The 20,435-nt window shown below is 38.2% G+C and carries 23 protein-coding genes; 22 read left to right on the top strand and 1 reads right to left on the bottom strand.

The window, feature by feature from the left end:
- Nucleotides 1-94, top strand: a 94-nt coding sequence (locus tag LC455_RS20500) for an IS3 family transposase (RefSeq protein WP_223593531.1), incomplete at its 5' end; no start/stop codon positions are given.
- A gap of 156 nt (nucleotides 95-250) precedes the next feature.
- Here LC455_RS20500 and LC455_RS20495 read toward each other — a convergent pair.
- The gene (locus LC455_RS20495) at nucleotides 251-391 is read right to left on the bottom strand and encodes a YpzI family protein (RefSeq protein WP_007084885.1); all 141 of its coding nucleotides are present in this window, start codon (nucleotides 389-391) and stop codon (nucleotides 251-253) included.
- A 108-nt stretch (nucleotides 392-499) separates the two neighbouring features.
- On the opposite strand from LC455_RS20495, the gene LC455_RS20490 reads away from it, so the two are divergent.
- The 21 genes from LC455_RS20490 (at nucleotide 500) to LC455_RS20390 (ending at nucleotide 20,373) form a co-directional block, all read left to right on the top strand.
- Nucleotides 500-1,108: a YphA family membrane protein gene (locus LC455_RS20490; RefSeq protein WP_223593507.1), complete on the top strand. Its 609-nt coding sequence runs from the start codon at nucleotides 500-502 to the stop codon at nucleotides 1,106-1,108.
- Nucleotides 1,109-1,285: 177 nt separating this feature from the next.
- On the top strand, nucleotides 1,286-2,596 hold the full coding sequence (gene der / locus LC455_RS20485) for a ribosome biogenesis GTPase Der (protein WP_223593505.1): 1,311 nt from the start codon (nucleotides 1,286-1,288) through the stop codon (nucleotides 2,594-2,596).
- A 21-nt stretch (nucleotides 2,597-2,617) separates the two neighbouring features.
- Entirely contained in the window at nucleotides 2,618-3,673 is a 1,056-nt protein-coding gene (locus LC455_RS20480; protein WP_223593503.1) for an NAD(P)H-dependent glycerol-3-phosphate dehydrogenase, read from the top strand.
- A gap of 224 nt (nucleotides 3,674-3,897) precedes the next feature.
- Complete coding sequence (locus LC455_RS20475; RefSeq protein ID WP_223593501.1) at nucleotides 3,898-4,083, top strand: DUF2768 domain-containing protein; 186 nt, start codon at nucleotides 3,898-3,900, stop codon at nucleotides 4,081-4,083.
- 32 nt (nucleotides 4,084-4,115) lie between these two features.
- Complete coding sequence (locus LC455_RS20470; protein ID WP_223593499.1) at nucleotides 4,116-4,826, top strand: hypothetical protein; 711 nt, start codon at nucleotides 4,116-4,118, stop codon at nucleotides 4,824-4,826.
- A gap of 336 nt (nucleotides 4,827-5,162) precedes the next feature.
- On the top strand, nucleotides 5,163-6,641 hold the full coding sequence (spoIVA, locus tag LC455_RS20465) for a stage IV sporulation protein A (RefSeq protein WP_223593497.1): 1,479 nt from the start codon (nucleotides 5,163-5,165) through the stop codon (nucleotides 6,639-6,641).
- A 490-nt stretch (nucleotides 6,642-7,131) separates the two neighbouring features.
- Nucleotides 7,132-7,404, top strand: coding sequence for an HU family DNA-binding protein (locus LC455_RS20460; RefSeq protein WP_007084878.1), 273 nt, complete (start codon nucleotides 7,132-7,134; stop codon nucleotides 7,402-7,404).
- A gap of 149 nt (nucleotides 7,405-7,553) precedes the next feature.
- Nucleotides 7,554-8,120, top strand: coding sequence for a GTP cyclohydrolase I FolE (gene folE, locus LC455_RS20455; RefSeq protein WP_223593495.1), 567 nt, complete (start codon nucleotides 7,554-7,556; stop codon nucleotides 8,118-8,120).
- Between the two features lie 24 nt (nucleotides 8,121-8,144).
- Nucleotides 8,145-8,384 (top strand): trp RNA-binding attenuation protein MtrB, encoded by a 240-nt coding sequence (mtrB, locus tag LC455_RS20450; protein ID WP_223593493.1) that lies wholly within the window; start codon nucleotides 8,145-8,147, stop codon nucleotides 8,382-8,384.
- 184 nt (nucleotides 8,385-8,568) lie between these two features.
- Nucleotides 8,569-9,381 (top strand): heptaprenyl diphosphate synthase component 1, encoded by an 813-nt coding sequence (locus tag LC455_RS20445; protein WP_223593491.1) that lies wholly within the window; start codon nucleotides 8,569-8,571, stop codon nucleotides 9,379-9,381.
- Between the two features lie 5 nt (nucleotides 9,382-9,386).
- A complete protein-coding gene (locus LC455_RS20440; protein ID WP_223593489.1) occupies nucleotides 9,387-10,091 on the top strand; it encodes a demethylmenaquinone methyltransferase in 705 nt (234 codons plus the stop codon).
- Between the two features lie 43 nt (nucleotides 10,092-10,134).
- Nucleotides 10,135-11,097 carry a heptaprenyl diphosphate synthase component II gene (hepT, locus tag LC455_RS20435; protein WP_223593487.1) on the top strand — a complete coding sequence of 321 codons (963 nt, stop codon included), beginning with the start codon at nucleotides 10,135-10,137 and terminating at the stop codon, nucleotides 11,095-11,097.
- Between the two features lie 97 nt (nucleotides 11,098-11,194).
- Nucleotides 11,195-11,641 carry a nucleoside-diphosphate kinase gene (ndk, locus tag LC455_RS20430; protein WP_223593486.1) on the top strand — a complete coding sequence of 149 codons (447 nt, stop codon included), beginning with the start codon at nucleotides 11,195-11,197 and terminating at the stop codon, nucleotides 11,639-11,641.
- Nucleotides 11,642-11,806: 165 nt separating this feature from the next.
- Complete coding sequence (gene aroC, locus LC455_RS20425; protein ID WP_223593529.1) at nucleotides 11,807-12,979, top strand: chorismate synthase; 1,173 nt, start codon at nucleotides 11,807-11,809, stop codon at nucleotides 12,977-12,979.
- Nucleotides 12,979-14,049: a 3-dehydroquinate synthase gene (aroB, locus tag LC455_RS20420; RefSeq protein WP_223593485.1), complete on the top strand. Its 1,071-nt coding sequence runs from the start codon at nucleotides 12,979-12,981 to the stop codon at nucleotides 14,047-14,049. The genes aroC and aroB overlap by 1 nt, the downstream gene beginning before the upstream one ends.
- Nucleotides 14,050-14,065: 16 nt before the next feature.
- On the top strand, nucleotides 14,066-14,440 hold the full coding sequence (aroH, locus tag LC455_RS20415) for a chorismate mutase (RefSeq protein WP_223593484.1): 375 nt from the start codon (nucleotides 14,066-14,068) through the stop codon (nucleotides 14,438-14,440).
- Nucleotides 14,441-14,466: 26 nt separating this feature from the next.
- A complete protein-coding gene (hisC, locus tag LC455_RS20410; protein WP_223593483.1) occupies nucleotides 14,467-15,555 on the top strand; it encodes a histidinol-phosphate transaminase in 1,089 nt (362 codons plus the stop codon).
- A gap of 37 nt (nucleotides 15,556-15,592) precedes the next feature.
- Nucleotides 15,593-16,699: a prephenate dehydrogenase gene (locus LC455_RS20405; RefSeq protein WP_223593482.1), complete on the top strand. Its 1,107-nt coding sequence runs from the start codon at nucleotides 15,593-15,595 to the stop codon at nucleotides 16,697-16,699.
- A gap of 26 nt (nucleotides 16,700-16,725) precedes the next feature.
- Complete coding sequence (gene aroA, locus LC455_RS20400; RefSeq protein ID WP_223593480.1) at nucleotides 16,726-18,015, top strand: 3-phosphoshikimate 1-carboxyvinyltransferase; 1,290 nt, start codon at nucleotides 16,726-16,728, stop codon at nucleotides 18,013-18,015.
- Between the two features lie 171 nt (nucleotides 18,016-18,186).
- The gene (locus LC455_RS20395; RefSeq protein WP_223593478.1) at nucleotides 18,187-19,083 is read left to right on the top strand and encodes a hypothetical protein; all 897 of its coding nucleotides are present in this window, start codon (nucleotides 18,187-18,189) and stop codon (nucleotides 19,081-19,083) included.
- 24 nt (nucleotides 19,084-19,107) lie between these two features.
- Nucleotides 19,108-20,373, top strand: a complete 1,266-nt coding sequence (locus LC455_RS20390; RefSeq protein WP_223593476.1) for a tetratricopeptide repeat protein — start codon at nucleotides 19,108-19,110, stop codon at nucleotides 20,371-20,373.
- Nucleotides 20,374-20,435: the final 62 nt, after the last annotated feature.

Genomic DNA, 20,435 nt, shown 5'->3' with positions numbered 1-20,435 from the left:
ATATATTTATTATTACAATCACAAACGAATGAAGGCAAAATTAAAAGACCTAAGTCCAGTCGAATACCGGACTCAGGTCTTGAAAGCAGCCTAAACTTTTTGTCTAACTTTATTGGGTCAGTTCAAACCGCGAGAGCTTTTTTGTTGAATAAGAATGTATAAATTTCGACTTTGCGAATTGTCCTGCTCCAGCGCCCAGCCCCTCAAGGTTTCTTGTCGGGGCTGACCAAGGCGCTTACGCTATTCTTATTTATCTTTTACCATCATTCAAACCCCGTGCTTCCTCAGGGCTTGATAATTTTGTTGCACCAGGGTAGTGTAAAGCCTGATCACGATCTGATTCAACCCTTCTGCTTGCCTTAAGCTTTTTTTCTTGGCGGTCTTTTCCCAATATCCACACCTCCTCTTTTTAAGATGAATCACGAACGAAAATATTATGCGAACAAGTATGAAAGTACATAAGGATTACCAATAATGAAAATAATAGGAGGTGTGTGTAGTGGAAGGGACAATGTTTTATTGGATTTATTGGACGTTTTGGGTTTATTTAACCTTTATAATGGAAAAGCAAAATCCCTATCGTTTAAAACTTTCCGCAATTGTTCTTATAATTATTATCTTTTCAAATTATCATTTCTTCATTGGCAGCATGGAAATCTATAGTAGTGGTTTATTATTATTAATTTTCTCCTATTTATTTTTAGGACAAGAAAAACTTGGTGCACTATTCTACCTGTTTGTAGGAGCTTTAATTGTTTCAATTGCCTATGTGACCTTCCATTTATTTGAGATTTTTGATCCTGTTTGGATTATTTTCAAAAAAGAATGGATGATGGGGATAGTGATTGGCTATTTAGCCATCCTTTTGCAGAAAAACTTAAAAGGAAGGTTATTAATAGTCATCTGCGGCACAATGCAGGGAGAATTTTTATATGCATTTATTTTAAGTAAATACGATTTTCCTTATCCCATCGGTGCATTTGCTTATTTAGATGCATGTTCTTTAATTGCTGCATTACTGTCTGTCTGGAGTATTCTTGAAAATTCTGGAACGTTTTTCCAAAATCATTTTCATTTTTTTGAAAAAGCAAAACAAAAATCATCATGAAATTGAAACTTGTTAAGCTTATCATTGCGGGAAACCTTTAACATTTGCTAAACTATTGAAGTTAGACCCTTCTAAACAAAGAAGGGTTTATTTCTTCGTATTAGTCAATTCATTTGTTATTAGGATAAATGAACAATTTAGATTTTTAATATAAGGATAGAAAGGATGGCGATCATAATGGTGAAACCTGTTATTGCCATTGTTGGACGGCCCAACGTTGGAAAGTCTACAATTTTTAATCGAATAGTCGGGGAACGAGTTTCCATTGTTGAGGATATTCCCGGAGTAACCCGAGATCGAATTTATAGTTCTGGAGAATGGCTGACACATGAATTTAATGTAATCGATACTGGAGGTATTGATATTGGCGATGAACCGTTTTTAGAGCAAATTCGCCAACAGGCAGAGGTAGCAATCGATGAAGCTGATGTAATTATCTTCTTAACCAATGGAAGAGAAGGAGTAACTGCTGCTGATGAAGAGGTTGCAAAAATTTTATACAAATCAAAAAAACCGATTGTTTTAGGAGTTAATAAAATTGATAATCCAGAGATGCGTGAGCAGATTTATGATTTCTATGCGCTTGGTTTTGGTGAACCTATTCCGGTTTCTGGTTCTCATGGCTTAGGACTCGGGGATCTATTGGATGAGGCAGCAAAACACTTTCCTAAAGATAAGCAAATGGATTACGATGAAGAAACCATTAAGTTTTCCTTAATTGGCCGACCGAACGTTGGGAAATCTTCTTTAGTAAATGCTATTCTTGGTGAAGAACGGGTTATCGTCAGCAATATTGCCGGGACTACACGTGATGCCGTCGATTCTCCATATACGTACAATGGTCAAAAATATGTCATAATAGATACTGCAGGTATTCGAAAAAAAGGAAAAGTGTATGAAAGTACCGAAAAATATAGTGTACTTCGTGCACTCAGAGCAATAGAAAGATCGGATGTTGTTCTTGTTGTCATTAATGCCGAGGAAGGAATTATTGAACAGGATAAGAAAATTGCCGGTTATGCCCATGAGGCAGGACGAGCAGTTGTCATTGTCGTAAATAAGTGGGATGCTATTGAAAAAGATGAGAAGACCATGAACGAGCTTGAGCAAAAAATTAGGGATCATTTCTTATTCCTTAGCTATGCTCCGATTGTGTATTTATCGGCAAAAACGAAAAAACGAATCCATACTCTTCTTCCGATGATTAATACTGCGAGTGAAAACCATTCAATGAGGGTTGAAACGAGTGTATTAAATGACATTATTATGGATGCGGTTGCTATGAATCCTACTCCAACTGATAAGGGTAAACGGTTGAAAATTTATTATACTACCCAAGTAGCCGTAAAACCTCCAACCTTTGTTGTATTTGTGAATGAACCTGAATTACTGCATTTTTCTTATGAGCGCTTTTTAGAAAATAGGATAAGAGATGCTTTTGGGTTTGAGGGAACACCTATCAAAATTTATGCAAGAGAAAGAAAATAATGATGAGGTGGTGTGATGGCCATGCAAGAAAAAAAAGAAGCTGTAGCTGTGTTAGGGGCAGGGAGCTGGGGAACAGCACTTGCAATGGTATTAGCTGACAATTCTCATGAAGTCCGTCTTTGGAGCCATAATGATGATCAGGTAAAGGAAATAAATGAAAATCATACAAATAAAAAGTATTTGCCTGGAGTTGACTTGCCTGAACGAATTGTTGGATATGGTTCTTTGAATGATGTGCTGATTGGGATAGAAACTGTCATTTTGGCGGTTCCAACTAAAGCTATTCGAGAGGTCCTAGGAAAAATCCGTGCTGTTTTACGAGAACCTATAACGATTGCGCATGTCAGCAAAGGAATTGAACCTGATTCTTTATTGCGCATTACTGAAATGATTAAAGAAGAAATGCCTGGTGAGCTATTAAACGACGTTGTAGTTCTTTCGGGGCCAAGTCATGCAGAAGAAGTAAGCCTGCGCCATCCTACAACTGTTACAGTTGCTTCGGAAAATATGGCTGCCGCAGAAAAAATTCAGGATCTTTTTATAAATCACAATTTCCGTGTTTATACGAATTCTGACGTTATTGGCGTTGAAATTGGCGGTGCCCTAAAGAATATCATTGCCCTTGCTGCAGGTATTACCGATGGACTTGGATATGGGGACAATGCCAAAGCTGCTCTCATGACAAGAGGATTAGCTGAAATTGCACGACTAGGTACAAAAATGGGGGCAAATCCCCTCACTTTTTCCGGATTAGCCGGAATCGGCGATTTAATTGTTACCTGTACAAGTGTTCATTCGAGAAACTGGAGAGCCGGAAATTTGTTAGGTAAAGGAAAAACGCTGGATGAGGTACTTGACAATATGGGAATGGTCGTGGAAGGGGTCAGGACAACCAAAGCAGCCTATCAGCTGGCCCAAAAATATGAGGTCAAAATGCCAATTACATCTGCCCTTTATGATGTTCTTTTTAATGGGAAAGAGGCAAAAGATGCAGTTGATGTATTAATGGCACGTGGAAGAACTCATGAAATGGAAGATTTAGTTAATGTTTTAGATGAAAGAACCTTTGAAAACTAAAAATGTGCTTTTTCAAAAAGAAAATAGGCTTTAGATGATACGCTTTTTACTTTCTTTGCATACAATGCAACGAAGTAACTTGGTAGTATGACGCCTGGAGTATGGGTTATTTAGTCCAGTAGACTGAAGTAAAGAAATCGCCCCTCTTTACTTCAGTTTTTTTATTTTTCATGTATTGGCCAAGCTATGGTATAATAACTTTCGAAAAAAAGGGGGAATTATGTTTGTCACCAGGAATGTTAAAAATGTGGATTTCAATTGCTGGCATGGCTCTGATGTTCCTTGCGATAATCACCATATATTTCAGCAGATATAAGCTTAAGGGCATATTTCGGCTCTTGTCAGCCATTCTGGCGTATATATTTATGATTATTGCTGGACTTACGCTTCTTATTGTTTTCTTCACATAATTGATCAAATACATAGTATAAAGGTGATTGTCATGAAATGGAAAGTCCATGGATTATTTTTTGTCCTTATTGTTTTTTTATTATCTGGTTGTATGTATCCGAAAGAAGAGTTAGCAAAAAATCAAATCCCATATAAAGATCAAATCCAAGCGGTTCAAACAGCTGTAGATGATTTTAAAAAGGATAATGGCGGTATCCTTCCAATCAAAACAAAGGAAGCTGAAACTCCCATTTATCAGAAATATCCAATTGATTTCAAAAAAATCACACCAAAATATCTGTCGGAGCCTCCGGGAAATGCTTATGAAAACGGCGGTATTTTCCAATACGTTCTTGTGGATGTAGAAACCAATCCAACTGTTAAGTTATTGGATTTACGGATTACAGAAACAATCCGTGATATTAATTTAAGAATTAAAGCAAAGGGCTACCCTCCCTATAAAGAACAAATTGCTAAAAATGTGTTTTCTTTGGATTACAAAAAGCTAGGGTATGAGAAGGCACCTTATGCTGTTAGTCCTTTTACAAATCAAAATCTTTCCTTTGTCATAACCGGCAATGCCGAAGTATTTGTGGATTACCGGCCTGACCTTTTTCGGGCCCTTCAAAAGACAGATACGCAGCTTAAACCAGGAGAGGATATCCGCTCGATCTTGGTAAATGATTCGATGTTTGTTCCTGCCTATTCCTTGCCATATACCGTGGATGAAAAAACGAAGGAGCCTGTATTCCTGGAAAAATAAAATTATCTAGCTCCAGCGGCTGGGCAAGGCGCTTCCGCTTTTAAAAATTGTCATAACCCTTTTCCTATGAAATATATTTTAGGAGAAGGGTTTTTTTGCTTAATAAATTAGATATGGCATTTAGCCTATATCCGTGACTATAGATAGAAACCCTCCATAAATTCAAACGTTCAGACACTACAGATAGTTAATTAAATCGTGGAAATTTTAAGAAGGGGGAAAAATTTTTAAAAAAGAGTCATAACAAGATAGGACAACATCATAAACATATACTGTCCAAAAATACCTAAATGGATGAAATTATCCCACTTTACTCAATGATCGGGAGGGGATCACTTGGAAAAGGTCGACTTATTTAAAGATATCGCCGAAAGAACAGGCGGCGATATTTATTTAGGAGTAGTAGGAGCAGTACGAACAGGAAAATCTACGTTTATTAAAAAATTTATGGAGCTTGTTGTTTTACCGAATATAAGCAGTGAAGCAGAAAGATCCAGGGCACTCGATGAGCTTCCACAAAGTGCTGCCGGGAAAACCATTATGACAACAGAACCGAAATTTGTACCGAATCAGGCGGCTACTGTTCATGTTGATGAGGGCTTAAATGTGAATATTAGGCTTGTGGACTGTGTTGGCTATACGGTTCCAGGTGCAAAAGGCTATGAAGATGAAAATGGACCAAGGATGATTAATACTCCATGGTACGAGGAGCCAATTCCATTCCATGAAGCAGCAGAAATTGGTACAAGAAAAGTAATCCAAGAGCATTCCACCATTGGGGTTGTCGTTACAACGGATGGATCTATTGGCGAAATCCCTAGAAGCAATTATATAGAGGCAGAGGAAAGAGTCATCGAAGAGCTGAAGGAAGTAGGAAAACCATTTATTATGGTGGTAAACAGTGCGCAGCCTTACCATCCAAGTACAGAAACGTTAAGATCCAGTTTAGCTGAAAAATATGATATTCCTGTCATCGCAATGAGTGTGGAAAGCATGCGCGAAAGTGATGTTCTCAATGTCCTTCGCGAAGCACTCTATGAATTCCCTGTCCTAGAGGTGAATGTAAATCTTCCAAGCTGGGTCATGGTGTTAAGGGAAAATCATTGGCTTCGTGAAAGCTATCAAGAAGCAGTTAAAGAAACGGTAAAAGATATCAAGAGATTAAGAGATGTGGACCGGGTGGTACAGCAATTCAGTGACTTTGAATATATTGAAAGAGCTGGGCTCGCCGGAGTTGAAATGGGTTCAGGTATTGCTGAAATCGATTTAATCGCACCTGATGAATTATATGATGATATATTAAAAGAAATCGTCGGAGTTGAAATTAGAGGTAAGGATCACCTCCTGGAGCTTATGCAGGATTTCGCCCATGCAAAAGGAGAGTACGATCACATTTCTGACGCCTTAAAGATGGTGAAGCAGACTGGGTACGGCATTGCCTCTCCTACACTTTCGGATATGAGCCTTGAGGAGCCTGAAATTATTCGCCAGGGTGCCCGCTTTGGAGTGAGATTAAAGGCTGTAGCACCTTCGATTCATATGATAAAAGTCGATGTTGAGTCTGAGTTTGCCCCAATCATTGGCACAGAGAAGCAAAGTGAGGAGCTTGTCCGTTACTTAATGCAGGACTTTGAGGATGACCCGCTGTCAATTTGGAATTCAGATATATTTGGGCGCAGCCTAAGCTCCATTGTCCGTGAAGGCATCCACGCAAAACTTTCCTTAATGCCAGAGAACGCCAGATATAAACTAAAAGAAACACTAGAAAGAATTATAAACGAAGGTTCTGGCGGTCTAATTGCCATCATCCTTTAAGCTATGGACTCCCAACCTGGAGTCTTTTTTTTGTGTTAAAGTCAAAAGTTAATTTGTTAACATTGTTGATTGGAGCGGAAGGCGCGAAGGCTCCTCGGACCGCCTGCGGAAAGCGAAGCGCCTGAAGCGCAAATCAACATCTAAGTTTACCATAGGATCTATTTTTCGCTAAAAAATATGGAATATTAACCCAGCAAAGTGGAATTTTGTAGAACCAAAGAAAAGATTACCATAATTTCATGAAATGTTCTTGCTATGCGGTTTTGATTATGATAATCTTTTAACAGAATTACGTTATAGTGCTTGAAACCTTTATTTCACAAGGTTTTTTATTAAAAAAATAGATTTAAGCCATAAAAGTGGCAAATTTGTATAACTTTAGTAAGAAAACCTTGCTATGACGTATAGAAATTAGAAAAATTGTTTAGAAATGTAGATAAGTAATCTTATTTACGAATCTTGATAATTTCTTTGGGAGGAGGTGAATGGCATGAACAAGACAGAACTTATTAATGCAGTAGCTGAAGCTAGCGAGCTTTCTAAGAAGGACGCTACAAAAGCAGTTGATGCTGTTTTTGATGCGATCTTAGATGCTTTAAAAAATGGTGATAAAGTCCAATTAATCGGTTTTGGTAACTTTGAAGTACGTGAGCGCGCAGCGCGTAAAGGTCGTAACCCTCAAACAGGTGATGAAATCGAAATCGCTGCTAGCAAAGTACCAGCTTTCAAACCAGGTAAAGCGCTTAAAGACGCAGTAAAATAATTACATAAATTTATTGCTTTAAGCGAACGCTTAAGAGCTAAGGTCATGGTGAAATTCCATGGCCTTTTTCTATTTTTTGCTTGAAGTTTACTGATTATGCTAATATGTATTTGTCATTTTATTTTTGACGGACATAGGAGGAATTCAGTATGACAGAAGTGAACCGTGCCCAAATTGAAGAGGCGGTACGTTTGATATTAGAAGCTATTGGTGAGGACCCAAATCGAGAAGGCCTGCTTGATACACCTAAACGTGTGGCAAAAATGTATGAAGAAGTATTCAGCGGATTAAACGAGGATCCGAAAGTTCATTTTGAGACTATCTTCAGTGAGGACCACGAAGAGTTAGTTTTGGTGAAGGATATTCCGTTTTATTCGATGTGTGAACACCATTTAGTCCCCTTCTTTGGCAAAGCCCATGTGGCGTATATTCCAAAAAATGGCCGTGTTACTGGTCTAAGTAAATTAGCAAGAGCTGTAGAGGCCGTTGCGAAAAGACCGCAGCTCCAAGAAAGAATTACAGCAACAATAGCAGACAGCATAATGGAGAAATTAGAGCCGCATGGTGTTATGGTTGTAGTGGAAGCAGAGCATATGTGTATGACGATGCGCGGTGTGAAAAAGCCAGGTTCAAAAACAGTTACAACCGCCGTACGTGGAAACCTTGCCGATGATTCCATTGCCCGGTCAGAAGTACTTTCATTAATAAAATATTAAGCATTCATAATAAGGGGTGGTAATGTGGAAGAAAAGCGCAATTCACAAAATAGTGAATATGTGGTTATTAAGGCGCTTGATGATGGTGTAAGCGTCATTGGTTTAACGCGGGGATCTGATACAAGATTTCATCATTCAGAGAAGCTTGATAAAGGTGAGGTTTTAATCGCCCAATTTACCGAGCATACATCCGCAATAAAAATAAGGGGTAATGCAACAATCCTAACCCAATATGGCCAGGTTGAAAGCGAAATGAAGAAATAAGCAAGACTATTTCCTATTAATTTGTGATTTCCTGCTCATCGCACGTCTTTTGTGTTATAATCATGTTTGGCTTGTTTTAATAACAAAAAGATTCTTTTTCATTTTGGAGCATGAATTTTACTTTGCGGATAGGAAATAAGAATACATATAGATATATTACTTCGGGGAAGCAAGGGTGATTAGGATGCAAGATATTCAACAAAAATTTGCAGTAATTCTAGAGAAGGTTGAAAAAAGTGTTTTTGATGCATTCTTGCTCAAATATATTAATATTCCGGTGATTGACGAGGATAAGCTGCTTATCCTTATTTCTATCATGGACCGTCTGGACCTTTCCTTCAGTGAATTAGAGAACTATGCATTGTCCACCATGTTAATTCAAATCGCCCTTGATACCCATGAACATATAATAAATTCACCAGAGGCTGAAAAAAGTCGCCAGCTGACTGTTTTAGCTGGAGATTATTTTAGCGGTTTATATTATAAGCTTCTCGCGGATTCAGAGGATATTTTGATGATCAAAGCCCTTTCCCAAGGGATTAAAGAAGTAAATGAGCATAAGATTTCTGTCTATCATCATGAATCTGAGGGGATTGAAAAGGTAATGGCAAGTATTAAGGTGGTCGAAAGCGCATTACTTGCTAAACTATCTGAATATTTTAAAGTCGATTTGTGGAATGATTTTATTACTAATCTTTTCTTTTTTAAACGGCTTCTTAATGAAAAACGGCATTTTGAACAAAAAGAAGGCTCAGTTTTATTCGATGCATTGAAAAGAATTATTTTTCCAATAAATGAATTTAAAATTAAAGAATTATCAAATGAGCAGCAAAAACAGTTATTGAAAATAGTGGATCATTATCTTGAAGTTTCAAAAAAGGTCATTGAAAAAGGGCTATTGCAGCTTCCTTACTTAAATGATTTACTTGAAAAAAGAATTAACATGTTGTTGAATCAGCACAAGCCATATGCCAAAACTTTTGTGGAAGAAGGTTAAATTATATGCAGCAATCGAAGGAACAACGAGTTCATCATGTTTTTGAAAAAATATCAGACAGCTATGATAAAATGAACTCTGTTATCAGTTTTCAGCAGCACATCAAATGGCGGCAGGACACGATGAAGAGAATGAATGTTCAGCCTGGTTCAAAGGCGCTTGATGTTTGCTGCGGTACTGCTGATTGGACGATTGCCTTAGCAGAAGCAGTTGGACCGTCTGGAGAAGTTACTGGCTTGGATTTTAGCCAAAATATGTTGAATGTTGGGATTGAAAAAGTTAAACAACTTAAGTTAAATCAGGTAAAACTAATTCATGGGAATGCGATGGAACTTCCATTCGAGGATAATAGTTTTGATTATGTGACAATTGGGTTTGGTCTTAGAAACGTTCCTGATTACCTTCAGGTTTTAAAAGAAATGCATCGGGTTGTAAAACCAGGTGGAATTGCCGTTTGTTTGGAAACATCGCAGCCAACACTAATCGGGTATAGGCAGCTTTTTTATTTTTACTTTCGCTTTATTATGCCGGTATTTGGTAAGTTATTTGCGAAAAGCTACAAAGAATATTCATGGCTCCAAGAATCAGCACGCGATTTTCCTGGGATGAAAGAGCTTGCACGTATGTTTGAACAGGCAGGCTTTAATGATGTCATGTATAAATCTTACAGCGGTGGTGCAGCTGCTGTTCATATTGGCAAAAAGAATTAATTTAATTGTAAGAAAGACAGGATGAAAAGCTGGGTGAATACAAATGAAATTAAAAATGATGTATTCATTTTTGAATTCGGATATTAACATAATTGAAAAAACGCTAGAAGAGACTATCCAATCAGAGTCTATTCTTTTGAGACAAGCTTCTATGCATACATTACAAGCCGGAGGAAAAAGAATTCGTCCTGTTTTTGTTTTGCTTGCTGGTAAATTTGGTCATTACAATATAGAATTAATGAAAAATGTGGCCGTTGCTCTAGAGTTAATTCATATGGCATCACTTGTTCACGATGATGTCATTGATGACGCTGATCTTCGTCGAGGGAAGCCAACCGTTAAATCAAAATGGGATAACAAGACTGCTATGTATACGGGTGACTTTGTGTTTGCTCTCGCCCTTGAATTAATGACCAATATTAAAAGACCATTAGCTCATAAGATATTAGCAGAAACGATTGTTGAAGTAACGATCGGGGAAATTCAACAAATTAAAGATAAATACCGCTATAATCAAAATCTCCGGGATTACCTCCGAAGAATTAAGCGAAAAACAGCCCTGTTAATCGCTTCTAGCTGCCAGCTGGGTGCTATCGCAGCAGATGTTGAAGAATCCATCCATCAAAAACTATACAGATTTGGCTATTATGTAGGTATGTCCTTCCAGATAACGGATGATATATTGGATTTCACGGCAACGGAAAAGGATTTGGGAAAGCCTGCAGGCAGTGACCTATTACAAGGGAATATTACTGCACCGGCCCTGTATGCAATGGAAAACCACAAGTTTCGCAGGGAAATAGAAAAGGTTAATGAACATATGACTCCTTTAGATATTGCCCCAATTATTAATCTGATCAAGCAGTCTGGTGCAATTGAAAAATCTATTGCCTTAAGTGACCTATATTTAGATAAGGCATTAGCTATATTAGAAGAGCTGCCAGAAAATAAAGCCAAAAAAACGCTCCGTGATATTGCCAAATTCATTGGGAGACGGAAATTCTAGCTGGCATATGCTTGCCAAATATTCGAAACAATGTTAATATTTTCGTGGATTGTTTTAAGTAACAATCATGATACATAACGAACTAGGAGTGGAATTCATGGAAAAAACATTTTTAATGGTTAAACCAGACGGTGTACAGCGTAATTTAATCGGTGAAATCGTTGCGCGTTTTGAAAAAAAGGGTTTCCAATTAGTTGGTGCAAAATTAATGAATATTCCCAACGAACTAGCTGAAGAACATTACGGTGAACACAAGGAACGTCCATTCTTTGGTGAATTAGTTGATTTCATTACATCTGGTCCTGTTTTTGCTATGGTATGGCAGGGAGAAAACGTAATTGCAACTGCCCGACAAATGATGGGTTCTACAAATCCAAAGGATGCAGCACCTGGCACCATTCGCGGTGATTTTGGACTGACAGTTGGTAAAAATGTAATTCATGGCTCTGATTCACCTACAAGCGCGGAGCGTGAAATCGGTTTATTCTTCAAAGAAGCTGGATTAGTTGAGTATACAAAATTAGTAAACGAATGGATTTATTAATTTAAATTTGATTGGGCACTTGTATTATTGATACAAGTGCTTTTTTGTATCCGCATACAAAAAATTTATCTCTATTTTCGGAATAGTTCCACTATGTTTATTTCGCTGTATATGTTATATTGATACATAAATCTTTAATGAGTTGAAGGGGGAAAGAGAATGGGAATGAGGTACTTAACCGCTGGAGAATCCCATGGACCACAATTAACGACAATATTAGAAGGTCTGCCTGCTGGGATGCCAATATTATCTGAAGACATTAATGAGGAGCTTGCAAGAAGACAAAAAGGGTATGGCCGTGGAAGAAGAATGCAGATCGAGAAAGATACCGCCGAAATCGTCTCAGGAGTTCGTCATGGACAAACCCTTGGATCACCAATTGCATTAGTCGTCAAAAACAATGACTGGAAGCATTGGACCAATATAATGGGGGCTGAACCGTTAGAAGAAGGTCAGGAAGACGAAATTAAACGAAAAGTAACTCGAGCCCGACCTGGACATGCGGATTTAAATGGTGCGATTAAATACGGTCATCGTGACATGAGGAATGTGCTAGAACGCTCATCTGCGCGCGAAACAACCGTTAGAGTTGCTGCTGGTGCTGTTGCCAAAAAACTACTATCTTTAGTTGGCGTAAATATCGTTGGACATGTAGTTGAAATTGGCGGAGTTAAAGCCCAAGCTGATGATTCCCTATCAATAGAGATGTTGAAGGAACGGACCGAAAATTCACCTGTTCGGGTTGCCGACACAAATGTGGAGCAAAAAATGATGGATGCAATTGATGAAGCTAAGAAAAATGGCGACTCCATTGGCGGGGTGGTAGAAGTTATCGTAACAGGCATGCCTGCCGGAGTTGGCAGTTATGTTCATTATGATCGAAAATTAGATGCCAAACTAGCTGGTGCAATCGTAAGTATAAATGCTTTTAAGGGTGTCGAATTCGGTATTGGATTCGAAGCTGCCAGAAAGCCTGGAAGTGAAGTTCACGATGAGATTGGATGGGAAGCAGGCCTTGGGTATTACCGCAAAACAAATCGCCTTGGCGGCTTTGAGGGCGGGATGACAACTGGAATGCCAATTGTCGTCCGTGGAGTAATGAAGCCAATTCCAACTCTTTACAAACCGTTAATGAGTGTTGACATCGAAACGAAAGAGCCGTTTGCTGCCAGTATTGAACGCTCTGACAGCTGCGCTGTCCCAGCTGCTGCAGTTGTTGCTGAGAGTGTCGTTGCTTGGGAACTGGCTAATGCTCTTATTGAACAATTTTATAGTGATAGATTTGAAACCTTTGCCGAAGAAATTAAAAGGCAGCGTGAGTATGCGAGGGAATTTTAATGGAAAAGATACACATCCAAACAGAGTCTAAACAATATAATGTCTTTGTTGGAGAAGGTGTTCGAAAAGACCTGGAATCATTTATATCCAATCATTTTCCAAAATTGACAAGAATATTAATTATGACAGATGAAACTGTAGCCAAACTTCATCTTGACAAGTTACTCACCATTCTATCATCGTGGGATCCTATTGTTTTTACTGCACCCAGCGGTGAAAAAGCCAAAACATTCGAAGTCTATTATAATGCATTGTCAGCTGCTCTTGAAAACCGACTTGACAGAAAGTCGCTTATTTTGTCATTTGGCGGCGGCGCAGTGGGGGATTTGTCAGGATTTGTGGCTGCCTCATTTATGAGAGGAATTCCTTTCATACAAATTCCGACAACTATTTTAGCTCATGATAGTGCAGTGGGCGGAAAAGTGGCCATCAATCATCCACTCGGGAAAAATATGATAGGTGCCTTTCATCAGCCAGAGGCTGTATTTTATGATTTAGAATTTCTAAAAACATTACCAGCACAGGAAATTCGCTCTGGGTTTGCTGAGGTTATTAAACATGCTTTAATTTTCGATGCGGAATTTTATGATTGGCTTCAAAGAAATGTTCATGATTTAAACACGCTATCGATTGAACAGCTATCTGAATGTTTAATAAAAGGGATTAAAATTAAAAATGAATTTGTTAGTCAGGATGAACGTGAAACAGGAGTTCGTGCTTATTTGAATCTAGGGCACACTCTGGGACACGCAATTGAGTCCGAAATGGGTTATGGGAATTTTACTCATGGGGAATCCGTAATGATTGGGATGATTTTCGCAATTAAATTAAGCCAGCAGCTGCTCGGACTTTCATTCAATTTAAAGGAATTTATTAATTGGGTAGAAAAGCTGGGGTATGAAACTAAAATCCCTGGTCATTTATCATACGATAAATTAATAAATAAGATGAAGCAGGATAAGAAATCTGTCGGTGAAACAATTCGTTTTGTTTTGCTCGAGCAATTAGGCACACCGATTCTTCGTGAGATTTCAGATAAATTATTATTACAAGAGCTTAAAAGCTTTTAAACAGGGAGGGTTTTTCATGTTCAGAGGGGTGAGGGGAGCGACGACGGTTACAGCTAATACTGAAGAGGTAATTGTTACAGCTACTGAAGAACTTTTGGCTAAAATCATTGAGGTGAATCAAATTCAACCTGATACCGTCGCATCCGTATTTATTTCTACTACAGAGGACGTTACAGCAGCATTTCCTGCAAAGGCCTTGAGAAAATTTGAGGGGTGGACCTACGTACCTGTAATGTGTATGAGGGAAATCCCTGTTCCGAATTCGTTAAAAATGTGCATCCGAATCATGATGCATGTCAATACAAATCAAAATCAGGAAGATATTTTCCATGTTTATTTAAATGAAGCAAAGGTTCTAAGACCTGATCTTGATAATAGTTTGGCATTATAAAAGAATATTCAAATGGGGTGGATAATATGAGATGGAAAGAGCAATTACTTACACTGACTCCTTATCAGCCTGGAAGACCAATAGAGTCAGTAAAGAAACAATACAAACTTGATAAAATTGTAAAGCTTGCATCAAATGAAAATCCGTTCGGATGCTCTAAAAAGGTACTTCCAGCGATACAATCGCTATCTAACAATTTGGCTATTTATCCGGATGGTTATGCAGCAAATTTAAGAGAAGAACTTGCTGCATTTTTAGAAGTGGGCGAGGATGAACTGATTTTTGGAAATGGTTCAGATAATATCATTCAAATGATTTCAAGAGCCCTGCTGCATCCAAATGCAAGTACGATAATGGCTACGCCGACTTTTTCACAATATAAGCATAATGCAATTATAGAAGGAGCCATTATTAAAGAGATTCCTTTAAAAGATGGTGATCATGATTTAGAAGCAATGCTGGAAGCAATTGATGAACAAACAAATGTCATTTGGGTATGCAGTCCTAATAATCCAACAGGTACATATATTCCAGAAAATAAATTAACATCGTTTTTAGATAGAGTGCCAGAGCATATTTTAGTGGTTGTTGATGAAGCTTATTTTGAATATGTTGCTGCTGATGACTATTATGAATCCATAAGTCTAACACGCAAGTATCAAAATGTTATCGTGCTTAGAACTTTTTCAAAAATTTACGGACTTGCTGCCTTAAGGGTTGGATACGGTGTTGCACATTCATCTATAATTAAAGCACTAGAACCTGCGAGAGAGCCGTTTAATGTTAACTCTTTAGGCCAATTGGCAGCGGTAGCTTCAATCAAAGATCAAGAATTTGTTTTGGAATGTAAAGAAAAAAATAGACAAGGCCTTGCTCAATTTTATGCGTTTTGTGATGAAAATAAATTGAGTTATTATCCATCACAAACCAACTTTATATTAATCGATTTTAAAGTGGATGGTGACAAGGTTTTTCAATATTTACTAGAAAGAGGATATATTACTCGTTCAGGCAAAGCGTTAGGGTTTCCAACCTCAGTTAGAATTACGGTGGGCCTTCCTGAACAAAATGAAGGGGTACTAAAAGCATTAAGTGATTTTCTGGCTGAGAATTAACGCTGAACGGCTTTTGGTCTAGGGGGAGGAATTATTTTTGAATGGCCGTGTTTTCGTCATTGGATTGGGTCTAATAGGTGGTTCCTTGGCTCTTTGTATAAAAAAAGAGCATCCACAAGCAACCATTATTGGCTTAGACATCAATAGTGAACAAGCAAGACTTGCCAAAATGCTCGGAGTAATTGATGAAATTGCTGCTGATATACAAGATGGGGCCAAAGAGGCTAAATTAATTATTATTGCGGCCCCAGTCAATGATACCAAAACCATTATTCAATCACTTTCAAAGCTTTCATTAAACCCCGATGTGATTGTAACGGATACAGGAAGCACGAAAAGTAAAATTGTCGAAAACGCCTTCAGCTTAAAGGAACAAGGAATCACTTTTATTGGCGGACATCCAATGGCTGGTTCACATAAAAGTGGTGTGTCGGCAGCAAAAGAAATTTTATTTGAAAATGCTTTTTACCTATTAACACCCGGGGAGTATGTTGAAAATTCAAAGGTGATGTTACTTAAAGAGTGGTTAAAGGGGACTAATGCCAAGTTCTTAACCATTACGCCGCAAAATCACGATTACCTTACAGGGATTGTCAGTCATTTTCCACATATCATTGCTGCCTCAATCGTCCGCCAAACTGAAAAATTGTCGGAAGCAGACAGCCTGATCCCCCGCCTCGCTGCAGGAGGATTTAGAGATATCACCCGTATTGCATCAAGCAGTCCTGAGATGTGGAAAGACATCCTTTTACACAATCGTGAAAATTTAATTGATTTGTTAAACCATTGGCAAGACGAAATGGAATGGGTTAAAACGCTTTTAGAAAATGAAAATAGCACTGCCATTTATGATTATTTTTACCAAGCAAAGCAATTCCGTGATGGACTACCGATAAAAGAAAAGGGTGCAATTCCAGCCTTTTATGATTTGTATGTTGACATACCGGATTACCCTGGTATCATTTCCGAAATAACAGGATTTTTAGCAAAAGAAAAGATTAGCATAACAAACATTCGAATCCTTGAAACTCGTGAAGATATTAATGGGGTTCTGGTGATTAGTTTTCAAACGGAAGAGGATCGGCATAGGGCTGAACGTTGTATTCGAGCCTATTCAAGCTACGCCACATCCATTGGTTCCTAATTTATATTAATTAAAAAGGTGATTTCATGAAATCAATAACACTTAATACGAAACTAAATCGGTTAATTGGTGAAATAACTATACCTGGAGATAAATCTATCTCCCACCGTTCCGTTATGTTTGGTTCCATAGCACACGGTGAGACAAAGATTACTAATTTCCTGCCTGGTGAGGATTGTTTAAGTACGATTTCTTGTTTTCGGAAGCTCGGGGTAACCATAGAGGAAGAAGACAACCAGATCCGAATCAGCGGAAATGGATTTGAGGGGTTAACAGAGCCAATAGATGTCTTAGACGTAGGGAACTCTGGTACAACCATTCGTTTATTGATGGGAATATTGGCCGGAAGACCATTTTTCTCATCCCTAGTAGGTGATTCTTCTATTGGGAAACGGCCGATGACAAGGGTTACTGGTCCATTAGCGAAAATGGGGGCTGTGATTGATGGCCGTAAAAGCGGTTCCTATACGCCATTATCCATTCGCGGAGGAAAGTTAAACCCAATTCAGTACGAACTTCCGGTTGCCAGTGCCCAGGTTAAATCTGCCCTTATTTTAGCTGGTTTACAGGCTGAAGGGATTACTCAAATAATCGAACCTTCTGAAACTAGAGATCATACTGAAAGAATGATTCGTCAATTTGGCGGAGTGATTGAAAAGGAGAATAAAATTATTTCGGTTAAAGGCGGTCAAAAGCTGACAGGAGCTACGATTCACGTTCCAGGGGATATTTCCTCTGCAGCGTTCTTCTTGGTCGCTGGGGCTATTGTACCAGGCAGTGAAATCGTGCTGAAAAATGTAGGATTAAACCCAACTAGAACCGGTATTATTGAGGTTCTTAAAAATATGGGTGCTGACTTAGAGATTATTTCAGATGAGAGCGACTCCTTTGAACCAGCCGGTGACCTCGTTATAAGAACTTCAAGTCTAAAAGGAACGGTGATTGAAGGGGATTTAATTCCAAGGCTTATTGATGAAATTCCGATTATTGCTCTTTTGGCAACACAAGCCGTGGGGAAAACCATCATAAAAGACGCGGAGGAACTTAAGGTAAAAGAGACAAATCGTATCGATACCGTTGTCAACGAACTCAAAAAATTAGGTGCATCAATAGAGGCGACAGATGATGGAATGATAATTAATGGTAATTCTAATCTACATGGTGGAACCGTCTCCAGCCATGGTGACCATCGTATAGGTATGATGCTGGCAATTGCAGCACTAGTCAGTGATGGTGAGGTATTCCTTGAAAATCCAGAGGCTATCTCTGTTTCCTACCCTAATTTCTTTGAGCATTTAAAAAGCCTGACAAACTAAAAGCTGCCATTACGGCAGTTTTTTTTCGGTTTTTCAACAGGCCTGATAGCAGAGACAATCAATTAATTAAACATCATAATCTGAATGCCTATCCGGCAGTTTTTTTGTATGTCATAGTTTTGTTAATTTTCGCATAGCTTGTCTTAAGAGAATATTAAAGGGTGGTGGACAATGTATATCATTGAAAATGCCAATATCCTTAAAGATAAGCGGTTAACAACCTGTTCACTCATCATTAGGGAAGACCGTATCGAGTCAATTCAAAGCAGTTCCAAGCATTATCGTTTAATGAAAATGAATGCTGAACCGTATATCATGACCCCCTCTTATGTTCTGTTAAATTCTAAAATCTCACCTGATACTTCCTTCCGGGATTTGAAAACGATGTTTATCGACCAATTCTTATTAAAAGGATGCACGGCTCTAATTACATTTGTCCAAGTTAACTTTGAAAATGAATTAATTGAAAGAATCAATGAAATGAAGTTGACACTACTCAGCAGCCCGCTTGACTTTGTCATTGCGGTAAAAATCCCTGTTCGCCTTTTAACCCCGTCATTTATCCGAAAATGCAAAAAAGAAAAAGTACCAGCCATTTTTGTTGAAATAAAATGTCCAGAGGAGTTAGCCAATATGCCATGGGGATGGATCAGGGAAGCCTTGTTTCCATTTAATAGTCCATTAATTCCAATAATTTCTACATCAAATAAGAAGGAAGCTGGCTTCACTTTGTCGAAATGGAAAAGTATCATGGAAAATGAAAAAATTTCCGCTTTTTACGAAGAGCTAGAAGAAGACCTACCGCTTTCAATCAATGTATTAAATCATTTAGGACTCTATCCCCATATGGCGAGTCTTATGAATGGCACTGAAATAAGCTATAATTTATATGTAAAGGGAAGAGGAATCATGAATGTTGATGAACAGAAATTATTTCATTATCATGGTGATAGACTTGTAGTTACAGTTCACAAAGGAAAGGTTGTTCGGTCTGGGGAAGAGGTTTTATTTAAACCAGGATATGGAGAACATGTAAAAGTGCGAACCCCAGCTTATTTTTCTTTGTAAATTTAGGGGAAGAGGTAGAAGTCAATGGACAGAGTTAATAAAATTATTTCTATGTTAGAAAACGGCCAACATAATGAGGCCTTAAATGAATATAATGTTTTATTACAAAGCGGAATGCCTGATGAAAAATATCTTCTAAGTGAAGAATTGTATCAGTATGGTTTTCTCGATGAAGCAAAGGCACTTGTTGAGAACCTTTTAGAAATGTACCCTGAGGAGGGTGAACTGCTTGTACTATTAGGTGAGATTCTAATTGAAGCGGGGGAAGAGGAAGAAGCCATTCTCATTTTGGAAAAAATTTCAGAACACGATGCTAATTTTGGTCAGTCATTACTTTTATTAGCGGACCTATACCAAGTTCAAGGTTTATATGAGGTCTGTGAAAATAAGCTTCTAAAGGCTAAGGAAATATTGCCTAATGAAATTATTATCGATTTTGCCCTGGGCGAGCTTTATAGTGAACAGGGCGAAATAAGGCAGGCCATGGCCGCTTATGAAAAGGTTTTAACAGAAGAAAGTGAGATTGCCGGAGTCAATATTCACCAGAGAATGGCAGACCTGTTAAGTACTTCTGGCCTCTTTGAAGAAGCGTTAGTCTATTATGATAAAGCGCTGGATGAAAAGTTAGAAATTAACACATTATTTGGCTATGCTTTTACAGCGCTTCAGGCAGGTTATAACCGAACTGCCATTGAGAAGTTCAATGAATTAAAAGAACTTGACCCAGAGTATCATTCACTTTACCTCCATCTTGCCATGGCATATGAGCGGGAAGAAGAGCTTGAAAATAGCATACGTGCAATTAAAGAAGGCATTAAACAAGACGAATTTAATAAAGAATTATTTTTCTATGGCGGCAAAATAGCTATTAAGCTTGGAAAAATTGTGGAGGCAGAACAGCTTTTTCGTGAGGCAATAGCCTTAGACCCTGGCTTTACCGAGGCTGCTCTAACCTTAAATAAGCTATTATTCCAACAAGAGCGGCATGAGGATGTGCTGGATTTAATTTCAGCCCTTGATATTGCTGAGGATGAAGAACCCCAATTTTTATGGGATTCCGCCCTCGCTTTAGAGAAATTAGAGAAATTTTCATCCGCATTAGACAAATATGAAAGTGCATATACTTTTTTTAAGAACAATGAGGCATTTTTACAAGATTACGGATATTTTTTAGTTGAGGAAGGAAAATCAGACCTCGCTGCCGAAATTTTTAAACAGCTGCTAATTAAGGATCCTACCAATTTTGAATACCTTGACTTGGTTGAACGTTTAACAGATTTTAAAGATTAGGCAATGTTATTCTCATTAAAAACGAAAAAAGATTAAAAAAGCTGATTTTGCAGAGGAGGGAA

This window comes from Neobacillus bataviensis, from assembly GCF_019969725.1.
The sequence above is the reverse complement of the archived record's forward strand: the minus strand, read 5'-3'. Positions and strand labels throughout refer to the sequence as shown.